The following is an 18,415-nucleotide window of genomic DNA, read 5'->3' on the forward strand; positions in this document are numbered from 1 at the left end:
AGATGATCCGCTGCCTGTTAGTCCAAGTCACCCGCAACCAGCGCGCTCAAGCCATCCGCAAGGAGCGCCGGATCGCTGGGGATATCATCGGTATCGGCCGTGCATCGGAATGCAAGATTCACTTGCTCGACCATCGGGTCAATCTGCACCATGCCGTCATCAGGGCCGAGGATGATGGCAAACTGCATATCGAAGCGGAAAATACCGCGCTCAACATCAATGACGAATATGATCAGAATGCCGAACTGACGCCAGGCATGCGCATTCTGATCGGCCCTTACCAATTGATCGTCGAGGCTATTGCCCCCGGTCACGAACTGACTCTCACCTGCGAACTTATCCATCCGATATCCGGCAGCAGCGAAGCTGCCGCAACAAGGATGCCGACGACCCTGAGCGGCGCAGGCCTCTCGACCCGTAAATTCGCGCTCTGGCTGACGGCGGCGCTCACGCTGGCATTTCTGGTTCTGCCGATTGCCCACAGCTTTTTTCCCGCCTTGAATAAATGGGAAGAACGTCTGCCGGTCGCGCTGGAGGAATCCTGGAATGCGGGTCAAATGTCGCCGGGACACCGCGCGTTGAGCATGAAGTGCGAAACTTGCCACCAGCGCCCGTTCACGCCCGTCGCCGACACAGCCTGTATCAGCTGCCACAAGAACATCGCCAACCACATCAAGGACGACGCCTTGCATGCCAAGGTATTCCGCAATGTGCGCTGCGCGGAATGCCATCTCGATCACCGGGGCAAGACCGGGCTGGTGCGTCACGACACCACGCAATGCGTTGCCTGCCATGGCAATATCAAGGCCAGGCATGCCTCAACCAAGCTGTCGAATATTCATGACTTCAGCACGGATCACCCCGCATTTCAACTGACGGTCAGGACCGCTCCCGGAGACTCTGGCCTCCAGCGCATCCGGCAGACCGACAAAAGCCGCCTCATCGAACAATCCGGACTCAAGTTTTCTCACAAGGAGCATCTGGACAAGGCGCTGATCGAACTCGGAGCGCCTGGCAAAACCAGGGATATCCAGTGTGACGACTGTCACAAGATGGACGATGCCGGCGCCCGCTTCAAGCCCATGACCATGTCGATGACCTGCCAGCAATCGCGCTGCCATGCCCTGGATTTCGAGCCCAAGGTGGCAGGACGGCAGGTGCCGCACGCCGCGGAGCAAACGGTAATGACGACGCTGCGCGAGTTCTATGCAAGCCGGGCGATCAGCAAGACTTATGCCGACGGAGTCACCGTTGATGACTTGCGACGCGCGCGCGACTGGGCCTCGGCACAGGCTGCCAGGAACGCCAGGTTGCTGTTTGCCACCAGCGGCGAAGGCACATGCCTGGAATGCCACGAGGTTTCATATAACGCCAGGAACAAGGAAGTACCGTGGACAGTGGCGCCGGTCGATGTTACCGATCATTGGCTGCCGAAATCGAGGTTCCCTCACATTAAGCACCAAACGGCCAAGTGCACGGACTGCCATAAAGTCGCCGACTCCGACAAAAGCACGGATATCGCCATCCCTGCAATCAGCAAATGCCGCGAATGCCATGTCGGCAGCAAACAGACCAAAACCCAGGTCAGCAGCAACTGCGACACCTGCCACAGTTTTCACAATGCGAATGCCCAACCCGCCCGTCAAATGGCAAAGGAAACGGAAGAATAAAAAACGGCCCACATTGCTGTGGGCCGTTGATGATCGCTACTATGTATGCTGCGCCGGATTACTTGACCGTCAACAGATAGGTAATGTAGTCAGCCTTTTCCTGAGCGGTGCAATCCTTGCCGATCACTTCCAGGCAGTGCTTCTCGAAATTGGTTTCCACCTTGTCCAGATCGCTGAAGCGTTTGGGATTGACCGAAGGTGCCAGCGGCTTGATAGGCTTGCCGTCCTTGACATGCTTACCCTGGTTCGCAGGATTGTCGGTATGGCAGGAGGAGCAGGAAACTTCCTTGCCGTGCACCAGGATTTTTCTCGTAAAGAATGCGCGCCCCGCTTCGGCGGAAGGCTTGGCGCTGGGGTTGATGGTCTTGGCAATTGTAGCATATTTGTTTGCGAGCTTTTGCGCAGATGCAACATCCGCCTGTGCAGAAAGACTGGCAACTCCGAGGGCGATTAGCAGGGTATAAGCAAGTTTATGCATCAGGGACTCCGTAGGTAAAGTTAAATTCGCACTGCTGATTTCATTTTACAAGAATCGACTTGAGCAGAGATTATATCAGACGTTGAACAGCCACCATGCTATATCCATGGCAAAACGAAAACACGGGCACAACGAGAAAACGATCAAGTTTTAGGCGTAAATGCTCAACTTTGTACCGATATCGACCATGGCCTGCTTGGCCAATGTCGATTTCTGAACCTCTTTCAGCGCATTGTCGGTTACCTTCTCCTTGGTCGCGTCTATCGTATGCTGGCTGGCTTCTATCATGCGGCCAACAGCCTTGCCCTGATCATAAAGGCTTTGCGACATGGCTGCCGAATAAGATCCAACGCTGTGAGCTTCAGACATTTGATGTCCTTATAAATTGCTTCGTGACAAGCCGGTAACGTCCGACCACAAAAAAACTTTAATTTTTTATTAATGCTTGCGGCGCAGAGTCTTGCCAGGGCTCGGTTTTGCGGGCGCAATGCCAACCCAACAACGCATATGCGCTCATGCCCAGCGCAAGCCCGATGAGATGATCCCACAACAGCGGAATCAGTGCGCCGGCCGACAATGTGGAAAGCAGCATCTGCAGGAAAGCCTGGCCTGACGCCGCCGTACCGCGCAGGCGCGGATGGCGGTCCAGCGCCGCTACGGACAATATCGGCATCGCCAGCGCCATGCCGATATTATAAAGCGCTATCGGTGGGATATTCACCCAAAACGAGGGCGGCAGAAACAAACAGACTGCGACATTCAATGTCGCGGCACCGGCCATCCACAGATAGGCCAGGCGCAGGATACGGCCTGACGCCAATTTTCCGGCGATGCGTCGGGCCAGCCATGACCCCAGCACCATGCCGCAAACGGTCGGAATGAACATGAAACCGAACTGGTGGGCATTGAGGCCGAGATGCCGTATCAGGAATACCGGCGCAGCCAGAACATACACAAAAAAACCGGCAAAATTGGCGCCGGAGGCGAGTGCCAGCCGCATGAACTCCATGTCGCCGAAAACCTGCTTGTATCCCGTCAACACCTGGCGTGCGGAAAGCGGAACGCGCCGCTCCTCCGGCACGGTTTCGGGCAGCCATTTCAATGCTGCGATCAACGTCAGGAGCGCATACAGCGCAAGGAACACGAAAATTGCCTGCCAATGGATTGCCAGCAGCAATCCCCCGATAATGGGCGCGATTGCCGGCGCCAGCCCGAAGATCATCTGCACCTGCGCCATCACCCGTTGCGCCGCTACGCCTTCGAACAGATCGCGCACCAACGCCCGCGCAACCACGTTGCCGGCGCCGGCGGAAAGCCCCTGCAGCGCGCGGAAAAACCACAGGGTATGCGCATCGGGCGCCAACGCGCAACCAATCGAGGCCAGCGCGAACAGAGCCAAGCCCCAGCACAGTGCCGGCAGGCGGCCGATCGCATCGGAAATGGCGCCATGCCACAGCGTCATCAGCGCATAGGGCAACAGATAGGCCGTCAGGCTTTGCTGCAATTGCAGCGGGGTCGCAACCAGGTCGCCGCCGATTGCCGGGAAAGCCGGCAGATAGGTATCGATGGCAAAAGGCGCGAGCGCGGCCAAGCTCGCCAGGATGACGGCAATCAGATTTGAGGAGGGCATGACGGGATTTTAAGCCATGCAGGCATTTGCGGCTATGCCGCATAGCCCTTATCCCCCATGAGCATGAGAAATTACGGCAGCGCGTGGAACGGTGCGACCAGTTCCGGCACCTCGCCCTCGGCCAGCCGGCGCGAGTTCTTGTCGTTGCGGAACAGGATCGGCTGCGCGGCCAGCTGCGGATTCTTGGCGTCCTCGATGGCCTGCAGGATCACGTTATGCGCGGGCGAGAGACTGCACACCGGATCGGCCAGCTCGGCATCGCCGGTGAGCAAGTAAGTCTGGCAGCGGCAGCCGCCCAAATCCTTCTCTTTCTCGGGGCAGGAGCGGCACGGTTCCTTCATCCAGTCGTCGCCGCGGTACTTGTTGAACGCGGGAGAGTCGTTCCACGCCCATTCCAGGCCGTTCTCGCGTACGTTGGGGAATGTGAGCCCAGGCAGCGAGCGCGCCGAATGGCAGGGCAGCACATCGCCGTTGGCGGTGACGATCATGAACACCTCGCCCCAGCCGTTCATGCACTTCTTGGGACGATCGGCGTAGTAGTCCGGCACCACGAAGAACACCTTCATCTTGTTGCCGACACGCTCGCGGAACTTGTTGGTAATGGCCTCGGCCTTTTCCAGCTGTTCACGGGTCGGCATCAATTGCGGGCGGTTCAGCAGCGACCAGCCGTAATACTGGGTGTTGGCCAGCTCGACGTAATCTGCGCCGATCTCCTCCGCCATTTCCAGGATCTCGCCGATGTGCTCGATGTTGTAGCGATGGATCACCACGTTGAGCACCATCGGGTAATCGTAACCCTTGATCATGGCCGCCACCTTCTTTTTCAGCTCGAAAGTGTTGGTGTCGGTGATGAAGTTGTTGATTTCCTTGGTGATGTCGTGCATCGACAGCTGGATGTGATCCAGTCCGCCGCGCTTGAACTCGGCGATGCGTTTTTCCGTCAGGCCGACGCCGGAGGTGATCAGATTGCTGTAATAGCCCAGGCTGCCCGCCTCGGCCACCAGTTCCTCGATATCGTCACGCAACAGCGGTTCGCCGCCGGAGATACCCAGTTGCAGGGCGCCCATCTTGCGCGCCTCGCGCAGCACTTTGAGCCAGCCGGCTGTATCCAGCTCGTTCTGCGTGTGGGTGATGTAATCCGTCGGGTTGTAGCAGAACGCGCAATGCAGCGGGCAGCGGTAGGTGATTTCCGCCAGCAGCCAGAACGGTTTAGAAATTTGTTTTGTGTTCAATCCAGGCCTTTCCATACGCCAACTCCAGCATCGCCATCACATCGCCTTCCAGATCGGGTACATCGGGGAAAGCGGCTTTCAGTTCGTCCACAATTTCGCCGGCAGTCTTTTTGCCGTCCACGCGCTTGAGCACCTCGCCGGCTCCGCCATTGAGCTTGACCATGCCTTCGGGGTACAGCAGCACGTAGCCCCCCTGCGCCTCTTCCCACTGAAAGCGGAAGTGGCGCGCCAGGGCAAATACAGCATTAGACCTGATCTTGTCGGACATATTGCGTCCCGCCCTCGATTTTCACGTCGCAGCACTGCAGCATGATGGCATCCGCCAGCGCCCACAGTACATCCAGCTTGAATTGCAGGATTTCCAGCGCACGCTCCTGCATTTCGCGCGACTTGCCGAAATAATCCAGCGTGATGTCGAGCCCCTGCTTCACGTCGCGACGCGCCTGCGTCAGACGGTTCTTGAAATACTGCATGCCCTCGGGCTTTACCCAGGGATACTTGTCCGGCCAGGATTCGATGCGCTGCTGATGAATATGCGGCGCGAACAGTTCGGTCAGCGAGGAACACACGGCTTCCTGCCACGGACGCTGGCGGCAGAAATTGATATAGGCATCGACGGCAAATTTCGCCGCCGGCGACACCAGCTTGAGCGAAGTGACTTCCTCGCGCGTCAGGCCGACCGCCGCACCCAACTGGATCCAGGCCTCGATGCCGCCCTCGCCGCCCTCGTTGATATGGCCGCTGCCGTCATGGTCGAAAATACGCTGAATCCAGCCGCGACGGAGCTCGCGATCCCAGCAGTTGGACAGAATTGCCGCATCCTTGATCGGAATGGCGATCTGGTAATAATAACGGTTGGCCACCCAGCACTGCATCTGCTTCTGTGACAGCTTGCCCTCGTACATCAGCACATGCAAGGGATGATAAATATGGTAGCCCCTGCCCTTTTCACGCAGATTGGCCTCGAACTCTTCGCGGCTCCAGGGTTTGTTGTCACTCATTTCATTTTCTCCAGGATCAAAGGGTAATTTCCATGCCGTCGTAGGAAACCTCGATGCCGACAGCTTCCAGCTGTTTGCGCTCGGCGGATTCCTCGTTCAGGATGGGGTTGGTATTATTGATGTGAATCAGCACGCGGCGTGCCTTGGGATAGGCCGACAGCACTTCCATCATGCCGCCCGCGCCGGACTGCGGAATATGTCCGATGTCGCGCGAAGTCTTGTCCATCAGGCCGAGATCGATCATCTCGGCATCGGTCCAGAAGGTGCCGTCCACCATGATGCAGTCGGCCTGCGCGAACAGCGGCGGCAGATGCGGCTCGATCTCGCCCAGGCCCGGCGCGTAAAACAGTTTCTTGCCGTTGGTGGTGTCTTCGATCAGCACGCCGATGGTATCGCCGTCATGGCTGTCGTAGCGGTGCGGAGAGTACGGAGGCGCCTTGCTTTTCAGGGCCACCGTGGAGAAGCGCAGGTTGGCCGCGCCGGCAATTTCGAAACTGGTGCCGTCGATCGGCACGTTATGCCAGTTTACTCCGCAATAATGACCAAGAATATTGAATAGCGGATTGCCCGTGCTCAGGTCGTTCTTGACCATGTCGGTACAGTAAATTTCGCGCTTCTGCTGGCCTTCGCGCAGCATCAAGAGGCCGGTGGTATGGTCGATCTGCGCATCGATCAAAATAATGCCCACCATGCCGGTATCGCGAATCGCACGTGCCGGCTGCATTGCGGGGAAATCCTGGAATTGCTTGAGTACGTCGGGCGAAGCGTTGAACAGCACCCAGTTGGTACCGTCGCCGCTCACCGCGATCGAAGACTGAGTGCGGGCGCGGGCCTTGATGGTTCCTTTGCGCAGGCCGTCGCAATTGTGGCAGTTGCAGTTCCACTGCGGGAATCCGCCGCCGGCGCCTGAGCCAAGCACATGTATCAGCATGGGTTCTACCTAAAAATTCGGATTAAAAAAGGCGCTTCGCGCCCCCGGTTTTGGATCATCGGGCTGCCCCGAAAGCCAGCCCGTACATCAGCGACTTAACAGTCGAGATGTATGTACGATCTGCAAATTTAACGATTGCAAACGTACATGGTCACTTCAAAGCCGAAACGCATTTCGGTAACTTCTGGCTTGGTCCACATGGTTATCTCCTAGTTTAAGAATGATCGATTGAGAACGCGTTTACGTTCAAGCGCATTGTGGCTGCCTCACCCCCGGTTTGACAGCGGAAAAATGCGGAATCTCGCCTCATGAAATTCATGATAACCGAATACCCATTACCGGTATTTTGGTTTTAGAATGGGCTCATGAATCAACCATTCCCGGAGCTATGGAACAGCGTGCGCGCCTTCGCCTGGCACGAAGACCTGCTGGCCTTGCTGCTGCTGGTCGGGTTTATCGCCGTGCTGGTAGCACGGTATCGGCCGTCAGACCGCCACAAACTGTTCTCGACCTTGCTGCTGCTGGGTTTCAGCCTGCTCGGGCAGTTGGCCGCCGGCATTACCGCCGTAACCGGGTTCCCCACTATTGGCGCCGGGCTGCTGGAGGCGTTCCTGATCCTGGAAGGCATAACGGTCATCAGCCTGCTGGGGCTGTTCGTATTCAGGCTGGCACTGCCGCTGCTGCGCATGAACCCGCCGCGCATCCTGGAAGATATCGCGGTGTTCGTCGCCTATATCGCCTGGGGCTTCGTCCGGCTGCATGCCGCCGGGCTGGATTTATCCGGCATTGTCGCCACCTCGGCCGTCATCACCGCGGTACTGGCATTCTCGATGCAGGATACGCTGGGCAATATTCTGGGCGGACTGGCATTGCAGTTCGACAGCTCCGTCGAAATCGGCGACTGGGTCAAGGTGGACGATATCGTCGGCAAGGTCGTCGAAGTCCGCTGGCGCTATACCGCGGTAGAAACCCGCAACTGGGAAACCGTGGTCATCCCCAATAGCCAGCTGATGAAGGGCAAATTCGCCGTGCTGGGTCGCCACGGCGACGATGCCGTGCAATGGCGACGCTGGGTGTGGTTCAACGTCGGCTACCAGACCACGCCTTCGCGGGTCATCGACACCATACAGAAAGCCATCCGCCATGCCGATATTCCGAATGTTGCCAAGACGCCGGAACCCAGCTGCGTGCTGATGGATTTCACTGAAAGTTTCGGCCGCTATGCCATCCGCTACTGGCTTACCGACCTGCAAGCCGACGACCCCACCGACTCCGAGGTGCGCGACCACATCTATGCCGCGTTGCAGCGCGCCGGCATACGCCTCGCCTTCCCCGAGCACAACGTGCATATGACCAAGGAAAGCGAAAAACACGCGCAGGCCAAGCATATCCGGCACATTCAGGAACGCATGGAAGCCTTGCGCAAGGTCGAGTTGTTCAGTACCTTCCACGAAGACGAACTGCAGGCGATCGCCGAAAAACTGGTGCATGCGCCCTTCGCCAAGGGTGACGTCATTACCCACCAGGGTGCCGTAGCGCACTGGCTATACATGCTGGTTGAAGGCGAAGCGGACGTGTTTCTGGAAGTGCCTGACCAGGACAGGCGCAAGCTCAGCACGTTGCTGCCCGGCAATTTTTTCGGCGAAATGGGCTTGATGACAGGCGCCCCGCGAACGGCCACGGTAATTGCAGCCACCGACGTCGAATGCTACCAACTGGACAAGGCGTCGTTTCAGGAGGTGCTGCAGAACCGTCCGCAACTGGCCGAGGAAATCTCCCGGATTCTGGTATCCCGCCGCTACGGCCTGGACAGCATGCAGCAGGACATGGACGTCACCGCCCGCGCCAACCAGATGGCGCAACAGCACCAGGATATCCTGGCGCGCATCCGTAATTTTTTCAGCCTGAAGACGGCTTAGCGGCGAGGCCCGACGACAGCGCCAGCCAATAAAAAAGGCCGGAAATCCGGCCCTTTTCAACAGCAACGCCTGGTTTCCAGACTTACTTGTTTACCGCGTCCTTCAGCGACTTGCCGGCGGAAAATGCCGGGGTCTTGGAGGCAGCGATCTTGAGCTTCGCGCCGGTTTTCGGATTGCGGCCTTCGCGGGCAGCGCGCTGGCGGGTTTCGAAGGTGCCGAAACCGATGAGTTGAACCTTGTCCCCTTTTTTCAGTGCGCCGGTGATGGTGGCCACTGTGGCATCCACAACTGCAGCGATATTGGCTTTGCTGACACCATCCACCTTGGCGGAAATAGCATCGATCAGTTCAGTTTTATTCATATTGTGTCCTCTCTGGTTGGATTGAAATATTGATTGTATGAATCAGATCTTACCGGCCTGAGCATCAGGCATTTGCTTGGCCCGGCGGCAACGCGACACCCTAGCACAAAATCCGGCGGGGCTGGAAGTTTATTCACGCCTGGCGTGCCGATTTGGCGCTTTCGGCTTTTTTCGACACGGCCTTTATTACTCTCCCGGCAACCTTGGCCGCTATCTGCTTGCCGCCATAAATCGCCGCCACGAGCAATGCCTTCCTGGCAAGTTTTCCCACATGCTTTCCGATAATTCCCATCATGGCTCCTATTGGCAACTGACCTGCTTCAACTCGCTGCCCGGAAAATCGGGCTTGAGCTTGTCGAACGCATCCGCTTGGGTCAGCGATGCATTCCTGATCGTATAGCTGGTTTGCCCGCCTTCGTGATTACGGCGGCCTTTTACCGCGGAGCGCACCCCGCGATTGTGCAAATCGTCGAGGAACCGGCTCGCCAGCGCGTCGTCCTTGAAGACGCCCAGCGACACGGCAAAACGCCATAATGGCTCTTGCACGATATAGCTTTCCGTGACACCCAGCGCCTTGAGCTCACTGACCTTGATCTGCGCTTCCTCCAGGGTTTTCCTGGGCGGAATATAGACCCAGTAGCGGATCGCGTCCTGGGGAGCCTGCTGCCTGGCGACGGCCTCCAGGCTGAGTTTATCCAGCACGCTCCGGGCTCGCGCGACATCCGCGCCGGCAAAACTGCCCCACTCGTAACAGGTGGCGACGACAGGCTGCGGCGCGACCGGCGGCGGAGCCTGAACCGCGGATGGCGTCTGATCTTTTTTTGGAAGCCCGGACAACTCATCGGGGGTAAGAATTTTTATCTTGCCCGGCTCGATCGCCTCATGTCCGGCCACAGGCTCGACATGAGGCATGGGGTCGAGCCGGAAATAGCCCAATAGCAATGCATTCACCAGCAATAACAGCCAGACCAGCCATTTCATGACGAGATTTCCCTTGCGAGCAGCACCAAACCTTCCAGCACCAGATTATCCACAATCTCGCAGGTGGGGGATAGCACCGGCCGCAACGTCGCTGCGTCGCCGCCGGCAAGCAGCAGCGCCGGCGCACCGGCTTCGCGGCGGGCCAACTCCTGGTATAAGCAGTCGACCGCGCCCGCCATCGCCTGCAACGCGCCGCTATGCACCGCATCGCCGGTGCTTGAGGGAAATGCGCATAGCCGGCCGTCTTTCATATCGGCCAGGCCTGCGGTATTGGTATTGAGTGCGGTTTTCATCAGCGACAGGCCGGGCACGATCAGGCCGCCGAGGAATTCGCCGCGCGAGGACAGCGCATCGACCGTCAATGCCGTACCCGCACACGCCACCACGCAGGCTCCCTGCTGTCTGTGCCATGCAGCCACCAGCGCTGCCCAGCGATCGCTGCCCAGTTGCGCGGGAGTGCCATATTTATTGCTGACGCCGCATGCCCGCGGCACAGCCCGCACCCAATGGGCCGCGATGCCGGCCTCGTCCAGCATTGCCTGCAGCGCCGCTGCCACACCGGCCCCCGCAACATTGGAAATTACCGCCTGCCGGATGCCGGAAAAACTGCGCAAGGCCGCAGCCGTCCGATTGAGTCCGTCATGGCCGGCCGCATCCTGCGCCAGCCATGCCCGCCCGTCATGCACGCCCCATTTGATACGGCTGTTGCCGGCATCCACCGCCAGTATCATGCTACGCCGCGCAAGCTGATTTCAGCGGAGGAAAAACGTTGCAAGCCGTGGCCGGCGTCGGCCAGCAAGGTCCCGTCGTCGGCCACACCGAGCACGGTCGCGTCCATGCTGCTGCCGTCCGGCAGCAGCAGCCGCACCGGCTGGTTGTGATAAGCGTGCTGGCTCAGCCATTCGTCGCGCAACGGTGCGAAACCCTCGCGCTCGAATTCGCCCAGCACGTCGGCCAGATGGCGCAGCACGGTGGCCATCAATTGATTGCGCTCTACGGGCTTGCGGGTGATTCTGTCGAGATCGATCACCGGCTGGCCGATGGTGGCGATGGCTTCGTCCGGCACGCGGATATTGAGGCCGATGCCGATCACCGCAACGCTCGGCCCCAGCATCTCGCCTTGCAATTCGATGAGGATGCCGGCGAGTTTGCGATGACGATGCAGCACGTCGTTGGGCCATTTGAGTACGATATCCTCGGCGCCCGCTTCCCGCAGCGCCCGCGAAAGCCCGACGCCCACCGCCAGGCTGAGCCCGCTGAGCGCGCCGGCGCCTTGGCCGAAGCGCCACAGCAGCGAGAATGTCAATCCGCTGCCCAGCCCTGAAAACCATGTCCTGCCGCGGCGGCCGCGGCCGGCCTGCTGCAGTTCGGCGGCCACGCAGGTGCCATGCGCCGCGTCTTCGGCGGCGTGGCGCATCAGCAGGGTATTGGTCGATTCGATGCAGTCGTGCAGTTCCAGCGTGAACAGGCCGGCAGACGCGCCCAGCGCGGCGGCGATACGGTCGCGGTCGAGAAAATCCACCGGTTGCGGCAGGCGGTAGCCCTTGCCGCGCACCGAGTAGATTTGCACGCCGAGTTCTTCCGCCTGCTGCACCGCATTCCATACGGTGGCACGGGTGACGCCGAAATGACGGGCCAGCGCTTCGCCGGAGCGAAAACGCCCATCCGCCAGCAGGCGCAGTATGGGGAAAACGTTGGAAGGCACCGCCCAATATTAGCACAGCAGGAGACAAACCCCGCCTGCCCGGCGCAGTGTAAAATAACGCCAATTAACTCGATACGCACCGCCATGTCCGAAAACAACAACGCCGCCCCGCCCGCCTCCAACTTCATCCGCCAGATCGTCGAACGCGATCTGGAACAAGGCACCTACGCCGGCCGCCATTGGGCCAAAACGCCGGGCGATGCCGCGCACCATGCCGCCGGGCAGCCGGACCCGGCCAAAATCCGCACACGCTTTCCGCCGGAACCCAACGGCTACCTGCACATCGGGCATGCCAAGAGCATCTGCCTTAACTTCGGCCTGGCACGCGACTACGGCGGCGTATGCCACATGCGCTTCGACGACACCAACCCGGAGAAGGAAGAGCAGGAGTACGTCGACAGCATCACCGATGCGGTGCAATGGCTGGGCTTCGGCTGGGAGGCGTTCGGCGCTTCGCACCTGTATTACGCCAGCAACTATTTCGATTTCATGTACCGCGCCGCCGAGCATCTGATCGAATCCGGCCATGCCTACGTCGATGAGCAGAGCGCCGAGGAAATGCGCACCAACCGCGGCACGCTGACCGAGCCGGGCAAGAACTCGCCGTGGCGCGACCGGCCGATCGAGGAAAACTTGCGCCTGTTCCGCGAGATGCGCGACGACAAGCACCCGGACGGCGCGATGCTGCTGCGCGCCAAGATCGACATGGCCTCGCCCAACATCAACCTGCGCGACCCGGCGATTTATCGCATCAAGCACGCCACCCACCACAATACCGGCGACAAATGGTGCATCTACCCGATGTACACCTACGCCCACCCGCTGGAAGACGCTGTAGAAGGCATCACCCATTCCATCTGCACGCTGGAATTCGAAGACCAGCGCCCGTTCTACGACTGGGTGCTGGAGCGCCTGGCCGAAGGCGGATTATTAGCCCATCCGCTACCTAAACAATACGAATTCGCCCGCCTCAACCTCACCTACGTCGTGCTGTCCAAGCGCAAGCTGATCGACCTGGTGGAAGGCAAGCATGTCAGCGGCTGGGACGACCCAAGAATGCCGACGCTGGTCGGCGCGCGCCGCCGCGGCTATACGCCGGAAGGCTTTCGCCTGTTCGCCGAGCGCATCGGCGTGTCCAAGGCCGATTCCTGGATCGAATACACCATCCTCGAAGACTGCATGCGCGAGACGCTCAACGAGAGCGCCGAACGCCGCATCGCGGTACTCGACCCGGTCAAGCTGGTGATCGACAACTATCCTGAAAATCAGAGCGAAGACTGCTTTGCTCCCAACCATCCTCAACAGCCGGAACTCGGCCGCCGCGTGGTGCCGCTGGCGCGCGAGCTGTGGATAGAGCGGGAGGACTTCATGGAACAGCCGTCCAAGGGTTATTTCCGCCTGTATCCCGGCAACAAGGTACGACTGCGCTACGGCTACGTGGTCGAATGCATGGACTGCGAGAAGGATGCCGCCGGCAACGTCACAGTGGTGCACTGCAATTACCTGCCAGACACCAAATCCGGCACGCCGGGTTCGGATTCGGTCAAGGTCAAGGGCAACATCCACTGGGTTTCGGCGCGGCACGCCTATGCCGCCGAAGTGCGTCTCTACGACCGCCTGTTCAAGGACGCCCACCCCGGCGCCGGTGACCGCAATTATCTCGACGACCTCAACCCGGATTCGGTCAAGACCATCACCGCGCAGCTGGAACCGGCGCTGAAGGGCGCGCAGCCGGAACAGCGCTTCCAGTTCGAGCGTCACGGCTATTTCATCGCCGACCGCAAGGATTCGCAGCCCGGCGCGCCGGTATTCAACCGCACCGTCACCCTGCGCGACGCCTGGCAGAAGTAGGCCTTACCATGCGCCGACTGCTATCCGTCACGCTGCTGTGCCTGCTGCCTTGCCTCGCCGCCGCCGACGAGGCAACCGATATGCGGCAAAACTTCGACCTCCGCTACAAGGCCTTCCTCGGCGCCGACAGCCAGGTGCTGCTGCCGTTTGCCCGGCTGGAGCCGCAGGACTGGAAAACCCTGCAGCAAAACCGGCACTTGCAGCGGGTTTTTACCGAGCCCGACGTGTTCTACAACAACAAGACCTATAGCTTCACGCTGTACCGGGCGGACGACGGCAATTACTACCTGGACGCCAAGGGCGGATTCTGGGGCATGGATCAGCTGTTCTACGGACCGATAGACGCCGGCCTGCTGCAACCGCTATGACGCCAGCCAGCGTACCCTTGCCACAGGCCTATCGCCTGCTCAACCACGGCCCGGTGGTGCTGGTTTCCGCTGCGCACCAGGGCAAGCGCAACGTTATGGCCGCCGCCTGGAACATGCCGCTGGATTTCGACCCGCCCAAGGTGACGGTGGTGATCGACAAGAACACCTATACGCGGGAACTGGTCGACGCCTCCGGTCAGTTTGCGCTGAACCTGCCGTGCCGGGCGCAGGCGGAAACGGTGCTCGCGGTCGGCTCGGATTCCGGGCGCGACGCGGCGCAGGACAAATTCGCCCGTTTTCAACTGGACACTTTCGCCGCAGCCGCTATCGAGGTCCCGCTGCTGCAAGGCTGTGTGGCATGGCTGGAATGCAAGGTGATCCCCGAGCCGCATACCCAGCAGCGCTATGACTTATTTATCGGTGAGGCGGTGGCGGCATGGGCGGATGCACGGGTATTCGCCGACGGCCGCTGGAATTTCGACGGCAACGACGACTTGCGCACGCTGCACTATATCGCCGGCGGCGCCTTTTTCGCGACCGGCGCGCCGATCTAATACGCGATCCGCATAAAATCCCGAGCAGGGAAGCGGCGAAGCGCATAGAATTTTGCTGTGCCACGTTAGCCGGGAAGATGGTAATAAGTATGGATCCGAGAGATTTCGCCTTGATTGCGCAGAACCTGCTATTCCGCGGCGTGGATTTCCCAAGCATCGATTACATGCTGGAGCACTGCTCCATCCGCGAGCTGGCTGCCGACGAGATGCTGCTGCAGCCGGAAATTCCCAACCACCATCTTTACCTGATCCTCGAAGGCGAATTGAGCGTACAGCTTGCCGCCCAGACGCAGGAGCCGCTGAAGCATACGACGCTGGCAGCCGGCGTGTGCGCGGGCGAAATTTCCATCGTCGACGGCAAGCTGCCCTCCGCGCTTGTGGCGGCGACCAAACCTTCCCGCGTATTGGCCGTTCCACACGATACGGTATGGTCGCTCGTCGATCATTCGCACGAAGTAGCGCGCAATCTGCTGGGCATCGTCGCCGGCCGCATGCGCTACGACAACGCAGCGCTCATCACCTCGCAGAAGCACAAGGTGCAGTTTGAGCACCAGGCCTACGTCGACGCGTTGACCGGCTTGCACAACCGCCGCTGGATGGACGATGCTTTCCCGCGCACCCTACAGCGCTGCCTGCTCGACCGGCAGCCGGTCGCACTGATGCTGGCGGATATCGACCATTTCAAGTGCGTCAACGATACCTACGGGCACCTGGTCGGCGACGTCGCGCTGGAAATCATCGCGGAATGCATGACCAAAAACCTGCGGCCCAACGATCTGCTGGTACGCTACGGCGGAGAGGAGTTCGTCATTTTGCTGCCTGGCAGCGACCTCGAAGAAGCAGAACTTATCGCCGAGCGGCTGCGGTCCGCAGTCGCAGACTGCGCGGTACGCAGCGACGATTTCATCATCCGCGTCACCGTCTCGATCGGCATTGCGCCGGTAAACGGCGAAAGCGGGCTGCAGACGCTGCTGGACGCGGCGGACCAGGCGCTTTACCGCGCCAAGCAGTCGGGGCGCAACCGCGTGGAGGTACTCAGCGCGCCACCGCTTGAATCGGCAGCCCGCCGCTGATCTGCATCCGGTGCAGTGCGAGGTGCCTGGGCGTCCAGGCCAGCGCCGCGCGCCAGCTCAAGCATGCGCCGGAGCCATTGCCGCGAGGCCTTGCCATGCCGTTTGCCCGCCACTGTCGAACAACCGGCAGGCAAACTCGAAAGCCTGCTGCAGATATTGCCCGGCCCGTGGCGAGAGCGGTTCTCCCAGTTCGAATCGTTCTCCGGCGACACACAGGATGAACGCGGGCGGCGCAGGTTTGGTATGCACCAGCGCATACACCCCCAGCAGCGTCTCGGGAGAGACGGCATGGCTGGTGTGGCCTTCGAGCCGCCTGGGGACGGCCTGGGAAAAAGTGAACGGCGCGGAGGTGTGGTGGCCGGCGTCGATGAACAGCACCCGCTCCCGCCCGGCAAGGTCCAGCGTGTGCTCCACCTGCAACTGGAACTCCTCGATCAGTTCGACCTGCTCTGCCAGCCCCTGCGCGTCCAGCCAGGCTTGCAGCCGCCGTAGCAGCAACGGCCCCAATGCATCGTCGCCGCGGCTTTCGTTGCCCACCGCCAGGATTAATACAGGGGCTGGCATGCTCAGGCCGAAAGCAGACCGTCCGCCGACTTCACCAGGCGATGGATGACGAGGCCTGCGGCATCCGCCAGTTCGATCTCCAGCGGCATTTTTCCCAGCGCGTGCGTGGCGCAGGACAGGCAGGGGTCGAAAGCGCGTATCGCTACTTCGATATGGTTGAGCAGGCCCTCGGCGATTTCCCGCCCGTGCAGGTAGCGCCTGGCGACCTGGCGCACCGCTTCGTTCATCGCCTGGTTGTTGCTGGTGGTGGAAACGATCAGGTTGCACATCGTCACCAGGTCGTCCTCTCCTACCCGGTAATGGTGGAACAGCGTGCCGCGCGGCGCTTCGATGACGCCGACGCCTTCGCGCTGGCGTTCGCCGTAGGCCATCAGTTCACCGCCCATGATGTCCGCGTCGTGCAGCAGGTCCTTGATGCTCTCGGCGGCGTGCAGCATCTCGATCATGCGTGCCCAGTGATAGGCCAGCGGCGCATGCATGGGCATGTCGCCGGCGTAATCGGCGAACTGCCGGCGCTCGGCTTCCGCCAGCGGCGTCGCGATGTGGTCGCAATTCTGCACCCGCGCCAGCGGGCCGACCTTGTACCAGCCGTGTTCCTTACCCAGCGACTTGATGAAGGGGAACTTCATGTAGGTCCAGGACTTGACCTCCTCTTCGATATGCTGGCCGTAGTTCTGGTAATCGACGCCGTCGAAAATGATCGCGCCGTTGTCGTCCCGCGCGCGCAGGCTGCCATGGTAGAGATCGAGCTCGCCGTTGTGCCCCACCAGCGACATCATGTTGGAGCGGAACAGGCCGAAGCTGTCGTACAGCGCGGGATTGGTTTCGTGCAGCTGTTTCACCAGATGCACCGCGTCCCGGCCCCAGCCGACGATCTGGTAGATATCCTCGAGCAGCATATCGCGCTCTTCCTGCGTTACCGCCTTGTTGACGCCGCCGGGGATGGCGCCGGTGCCGTGAATGCGCTTGCCCGCGGTAATGCGGATGACCTCCTGCCCGAAGCGGCGCAGCAGCACACCGCGCCTGGCGGTATCCGGATATTTCTCGGCGACGCCGACGATGTTGCGCCGGGTCGGCTCCGAATCGAAGCCGAACAGCAAATCGGGCGAGCATAGATGAAAGAAATGTAGCGCATGCGATTGCAGAATCTGCCCGTAGTGCATCAGCCGCCGCACCTTCTCGGCGGTCGGGGTAAGGGTTCTGACGCCGAGGATACGGTCGAACGCCTTGGAAGCCGCCAGATGGTGCGACACCGGGCAAATGCCGCACAGGCGCTGCACCATCACCGGCACTTCCCAGTAGGGGCGTCCCTGGATGAATCTTTCGAAGCCGCGGAACTCGACGATGTGCAGCCGCACCTGGTGCACCTTGTTGTGGTCGTCGAGCAGGATGGTAACCTTGCCGTGGCCCTCGACGCGCGACACCGGATCGATGGCGACGCGCTTCAGGTTTTCGGGGTGTTCGGCGGTTTCCAGATGGGAAGTCATGGCTGTCATTTACTCCACAACAGAAATAAGCCGCAGATGGACGCGGCTGGTCTTGTTAATCATAATGCAGCAACCCGTGGCCCAAGGCTGGCTCCCTGCCGGCCAGCAAATCGGTCAGCACCTGCCAGATCGCATCGCTGGAAGGCGGACAGCCGGGAATGAAGTAGTCCACCTTGACCACTTCGTGAATGGGATGCACCTTGTTCAGCGGCAGCGGCAGCTCCGGGTCGTCGGGAATCATGCCGCCGTTGCTGAGTCCCGGGCCGGTGCGGTAAACCTCTTGCAGTATCGTCGACAGCGGGATGGGGTTGCGCTGCGCCGGCAAGCCGCCATTGATCGCGCAGGCCCCCACTGCCACCAGCACCTTGCAATGCCGGCGGAATTCGCGCAGCACATGCACGTTCTCCGCGTTGCACAGCCCGCCTTCGATGAGGCCGATGTCGCACTCGCCCACCGCTTTGATGTCGGTCAGCGGCGAGCGGTCGAACTCGATATGCTGCAACAGTTCGAACAGCCGCTCGTCGATATCCAGAAACGACATATGGCAGCCGAAACAGCCCGCCAGCGAGGTGGTGGCGACCCTGAGCTTGCTTGTTGCCGGCGCATCCAT

At 60.3% G+C, this 18,415-nt stretch carries 22 protein-coding genes; 6 read left to right on the forward strand and 16 right to left on the reverse strand.

Annotation, left to right across the window (positions count from 1 at the left end; genetic code table 11):
• Window positions 1–2 precede the first annotated feature (2 nt).
• Window positions 3–1,670, forward strand: coding sequence for a cytochrome c3 family protein (locus tag VGK14_RS05025; RefSeq protein ID WP_331507838.1), 1,668 nt, complete (start codon window positions 3–5; stop codon window positions 1,668–1,670).
• A 58-nt stretch (window positions 1,671–1,728) separates the two neighbouring features.
• Here VGK14_RS05025 and VGK14_RS05030 read toward each other — a convergent pair whose 3' ends face one another.
• The 8 genes from VGK14_RS05030 to pqqA form a co-directional block, all read right to left on the reverse strand.
• A complete protein-coding gene (locus VGK14_RS05030) occupies window positions 1,729–2,148 on the reverse strand; it encodes a DUF1924 domain-containing protein (protein ID WP_331507839.1) in 420 nt (139 codons plus the stop codon).
• Between the two features lie 150 nt (window positions 2,149–2,298).
• Window positions 2,299–2,517, reverse strand: coding sequence for a hypothetical protein (locus VGK14_RS05035; protein ID WP_331507840.1), 219 nt, complete (start codon window positions 2,515–2,517; stop codon window positions 2,299–2,301).
• A 58-nt stretch (window positions 2,518–2,575) separates the two neighbouring features.
• Window positions 2,576–3,778, reverse strand: a complete 1,203-nt coding sequence (locus VGK14_RS05040; protein WP_331507841.1) for a multidrug effflux MFS transporter — start codon at window positions 3,776–3,778, stop codon at window positions 2,576–2,578.
• A gap of 71 nt (window positions 3,779–3,849) precedes the next feature.
• The gene (gene pqqE, locus VGK14_RS05045; protein ID WP_414691703.1) at window positions 3,850–5,010 is read right to left on the reverse strand and encodes a pyrroloquinoline quinone biosynthesis protein PqqE; all 1,161 of its coding nucleotides are present in this window, start codon (window positions 5,008–5,010) and stop codon (window positions 3,850–3,852) included.
• A complete protein-coding gene (pqqD, locus tag VGK14_RS05050; protein WP_331507843.1) occupies window positions 4,988–5,278 on the reverse strand; it encodes a pyrroloquinoline quinone biosynthesis peptide chaperone PqqD in 291 nt (96 codons plus the stop codon). Before pqqD ends, pqqE begins: the two co-directional genes overlap by 23 nt.
• Window positions 5,256–6,011, reverse strand: a complete 756-nt coding sequence (pqqC, locus tag VGK14_RS05055; RefSeq protein WP_331507844.1) for a pyrroloquinoline-quinone synthase PqqC — start codon at window positions 6,009–6,011, stop codon at window positions 5,256–5,258. Before pqqC ends, pqqD begins: the two co-directional genes overlap by 23 nt.
• 16 nt (window positions 6,012–6,027) lie before the next feature.
• Window positions 6,028–6,942, reverse strand: coding sequence for a pyrroloquinoline quinone biosynthesis protein PqqB (gene pqqB / locus VGK14_RS05060; RefSeq protein ID WP_331507845.1), 915 nt, complete (start codon window positions 6,940–6,942; stop codon window positions 6,028–6,030).
• A gap of 128 nt (window positions 6,943–7,070) precedes the next feature.
• Window positions 7,071–7,142, reverse strand: a complete 72-nt coding sequence (gene pqqA / locus VGK14_RS05065) for a pyrroloquinoline quinone precursor peptide PqqA (protein WP_081774944.1) — start codon at window positions 7,140–7,142, stop codon at window positions 7,071–7,073.
• Between the two features lie 165 nt (window positions 7,143–7,307).
• Here pqqA and VGK14_RS05070 point away from each other — a divergent pair, with 165 nt between their 5' ends.
• Entirely contained in the window at window positions 7,308–8,861 is a 1,554-nt protein-coding gene (locus tag VGK14_RS05070) for a mechanosensitive ion channel family protein (RefSeq protein ID WP_331507846.1), read from the forward strand.
• Window positions 8,862–8,943: 82 nt separating this feature from the next.
• Here the strand turns inward: VGK14_RS05070 and VGK14_RS05075 are convergent, their stop codons facing one another.
• From VGK14_RS05075 to VGK14_RS05095, 5 genes are all read right to left on the reverse strand, one after another.
• The gene (locus tag VGK14_RS05075; RefSeq protein WP_331507885.1) at window positions 8,944–9,252 is read right to left on the reverse strand and encodes an HU family DNA-binding protein; all 309 of its coding nucleotides are present in this window, start codon (window positions 9,250–9,252) and stop codon (window positions 8,944–8,946) included.
• Window positions 9,253–9,355: 103 nt separating this feature from the next.
• Window positions 9,356–9,517 carry a hypothetical protein gene (locus VGK14_RS05080; RefSeq protein ID WP_331507847.1) on the reverse strand — a complete coding sequence of 54 codons (162 nt, stop codon included), beginning with the start codon at window positions 9,515–9,517 and terminating at the stop codon, window positions 9,356–9,358.
• Window positions 9,518–9,522: 5 nt separating this feature from the next.
• A complete protein-coding gene (locus VGK14_RS05085) occupies window positions 9,523–10,203 on the reverse strand; it encodes an SPOR domain-containing protein (protein ID WP_331507848.1) in 681 nt (226 codons plus the stop codon).
• Window positions 10,200–10,934 (reverse strand): type III pantothenate kinase, encoded by a 735-nt coding sequence (locus tag VGK14_RS05090; protein WP_331507849.1) that lies wholly within the window; start codon window positions 10,932–10,934, stop codon window positions 10,200–10,202. The genes VGK14_RS05085 and VGK14_RS05090 overlap by 4 nt, the downstream gene beginning before the upstream one ends.
• Window positions 10,931–11,908 (reverse strand): biotin--[acetyl-CoA-carboxylase] ligase, encoded by a 978-nt coding sequence (locus tag VGK14_RS05095; protein WP_331507850.1) that lies wholly within the window; start codon window positions 11,906–11,908, stop codon window positions 10,931–10,933. The genes VGK14_RS05090 and VGK14_RS05095 overlap by 4 nt, the downstream gene beginning before the upstream one ends.
• A gap of 84 nt (window positions 11,909–11,992) precedes the next feature.
• Between VGK14_RS05095 and VGK14_RS05100 the strand changes: the two genes are divergently transcribed.
• The 4 genes from VGK14_RS05100 to VGK14_RS05115 all read left to right on the forward strand — a co-directional run bounded on the left by VGK14_RS05100 (window position 11,993) and on the right by VGK14_RS05115 (window position 15,754).
• Complete coding sequence (locus VGK14_RS05100) at window positions 11,993–13,759, forward strand: glutamine--tRNA ligase/YqeY domain fusion protein (protein WP_331507851.1); 1,767 nt, start codon at window positions 11,993–11,995, stop codon at window positions 13,757–13,759.
• An 8-nt stretch (window positions 13,760–13,767) separates the two neighbouring features.
• The gene (locus VGK14_RS05105; RefSeq protein ID WP_331507852.1) at window positions 13,768–14,127 is read left to right on the forward strand and encodes a hypothetical protein; all 360 of its coding nucleotides are present in this window, start codon (window positions 13,768–13,770) and stop codon (window positions 14,125–14,127) included.
• On the forward strand, window positions 14,124–14,681 hold the full coding sequence (locus VGK14_RS05110; RefSeq protein WP_331507853.1) for a flavin reductase family protein: 558 nt from the start codon (window positions 14,124–14,126) through the stop codon (window positions 14,679–14,681). Before VGK14_RS05105 ends, VGK14_RS05110 begins: the two co-directional genes overlap by 4 nt.
• A gap of 89 nt (window positions 14,682–14,770) precedes the next feature.
• A complete protein-coding gene (locus VGK14_RS05115; RefSeq protein WP_331507854.1) occupies window positions 14,771–15,754 on the forward strand; it encodes a GGDEF domain-containing protein in 984 nt (327 codons plus the stop codon).
• Between the two features lie 57 nt (window positions 15,755–15,811).
• On the opposite strand, the gene VGK14_RS05120 is transcribed toward VGK14_RS05115, so the two are convergent.
• Genes VGK14_RS05120 through VGK14_RS05130 form a run of 3 tightly spaced genes read right to left on the reverse strand, consistent with a single transcriptional unit; the run spans window position 15,812 to window position 18,415 of the window.
• Window positions 15,812–16,318, reverse strand: coding sequence for a hydrogenase maturation protease (locus tag VGK14_RS05120; protein WP_331507855.1), 507 nt, complete (start codon window positions 16,316–16,318; stop codon window positions 15,812–15,814).
• Window positions 16,319–16,320: 2 nt separating this feature from the next.
• Window positions 16,321–17,805, reverse strand: coding sequence for a Ni/Fe hydrogenase subunit alpha (locus VGK14_RS05125; protein WP_331507856.1), 1,485 nt, complete (start codon window positions 17,803–17,805; stop codon window positions 16,321–16,323).
• A 55-nt stretch (window positions 17,806–17,860) separates the two neighbouring features.
• Entirely contained in the window at window positions 17,861–18,415 is a 555-nt protein-coding gene (locus tag VGK14_RS05130) for an NADP oxidoreductase (protein ID WP_331507857.1), read from the reverse strand.

This window comes from Novimethylophilus sp., assembly GCF_036504375.1.
Taxonomy (GTDB): Bacteria; Pseudomonadota; Gammaproteobacteria; order Burkholderiales; family Methylophilaceae; genus Novimethylophilus.

Coding starts and splice junctions, on each gene's coding strand:
- VGK14_RS05025 (WP_331507838.1), top strand. CDS start 3: ATGATCCGCTGCCTGTTAGTCCAAGTCACCCGCAACCAGCGCGCTCAA.
- VGK14_RS05030 (WP_331507839.1), bottom strand. CDS start 2,148: ATGCATAAACTTGCTTATACCCTGCTAATCGCCCTCGGAGTTGCCAGT.
- VGK14_RS05035 (WP_331507840.1), bottom strand. CDS start 2,517: ATGTCTGAAGCTCACAGCGTTGGATCTTATTCGGCAGCCATGTCGCAA.
- VGK14_RS05040 (WP_331507841.1), bottom strand. CDS start 3,778: ATGCCCTCCTCAAATCTGATTGCCGTCATCCTGGCGAGCTTGGCCGCG.
- pqqD (WP_331507843.1), bottom strand. CDS start 5,278: ATGTCCGACAAGATCAGGTCTAATGCTGTATTTGCCCTGGCGCGCCAC.
- pqqC (WP_331507844.1), bottom strand. CDS start 6,011: ATGAGTGACAACAAACCCTGGAGCCGCGAAGAGTTCGAGGCCAATCTG.
- pqqB (WP_331507845.1), bottom strand. CDS start 6,942: ATGCTGATACATGTGCTTGGCTCAGGCGCCGGCGGCGGATTCCCGCAG.
- VGK14_RS05070 (WP_331507846.1), top strand. CDS start 7,308: ATGAATCAACCATTCCCGGAGCTATGGAACAGCGTGCGCGCCTTCGCC.
- VGK14_RS05080 (WP_331507847.1), bottom strand. CDS start 9,517: ATGATGGGAATTATCGGAAAGCATGTGGGAAAACTTGCCAGGAAGGCA.
- VGK14_RS05085 (WP_331507848.1), bottom strand. CDS start 10,203: ATGAAATGGCTGGTCTGGCTGTTATTGCTGGTGAATGCATTGCTATTG.
- VGK14_RS05090 (WP_331507849.1), bottom strand. CDS start 10,934: ATGATACTGGCGGTGGATGCCGGCAACAGCCGTATCAAATGGGGCGTG.
- VGK14_RS05100 (WP_331507851.1), top strand. CDS start 11,993: ATGTCCGAAAACAACAACGCCGCCCCGCCCGCCTCCAACTTCATCCGC.
- VGK14_RS05105 (WP_331507852.1), top strand. CDS start 13,768: ATGCGCCGACTGCTATCCGTCACGCTGCTGTGCCTGCTGCCTTGCCTC.
- VGK14_RS05110 (WP_331507853.1), top strand. CDS start 14,124: ATGACGCCAGCCAGCGTACCCTTGCCACAGGCCTATCGCCTGCTCAAC.
- VGK14_RS05115 (WP_331507854.1), top strand. CDS start 14,771: ATGGATCCGAGAGATTTCGCCTTGATTGCGCAGAACCTGCTATTCCGC.
- VGK14_RS05120 (WP_331507855.1), bottom strand. CDS start 16,318: ATGCCAGCCCCTGTATTAATCCTGGCGGTGGGCAACGAAAGCCGCGGC.
- VGK14_RS05125 (WP_331507856.1), bottom strand. CDS start 17,805: ATGACTTCCCATCTGGAAACCGCCGAACACCCCGAAAACCTGAAGCGC.
- VGK14_RS05130 (WP_331507857.1), bottom strand. CDS start 18,415: ATGGATGCGCCGGCAACAAGCAAGCTCAGGGTCGCCACCACCTCGCTG.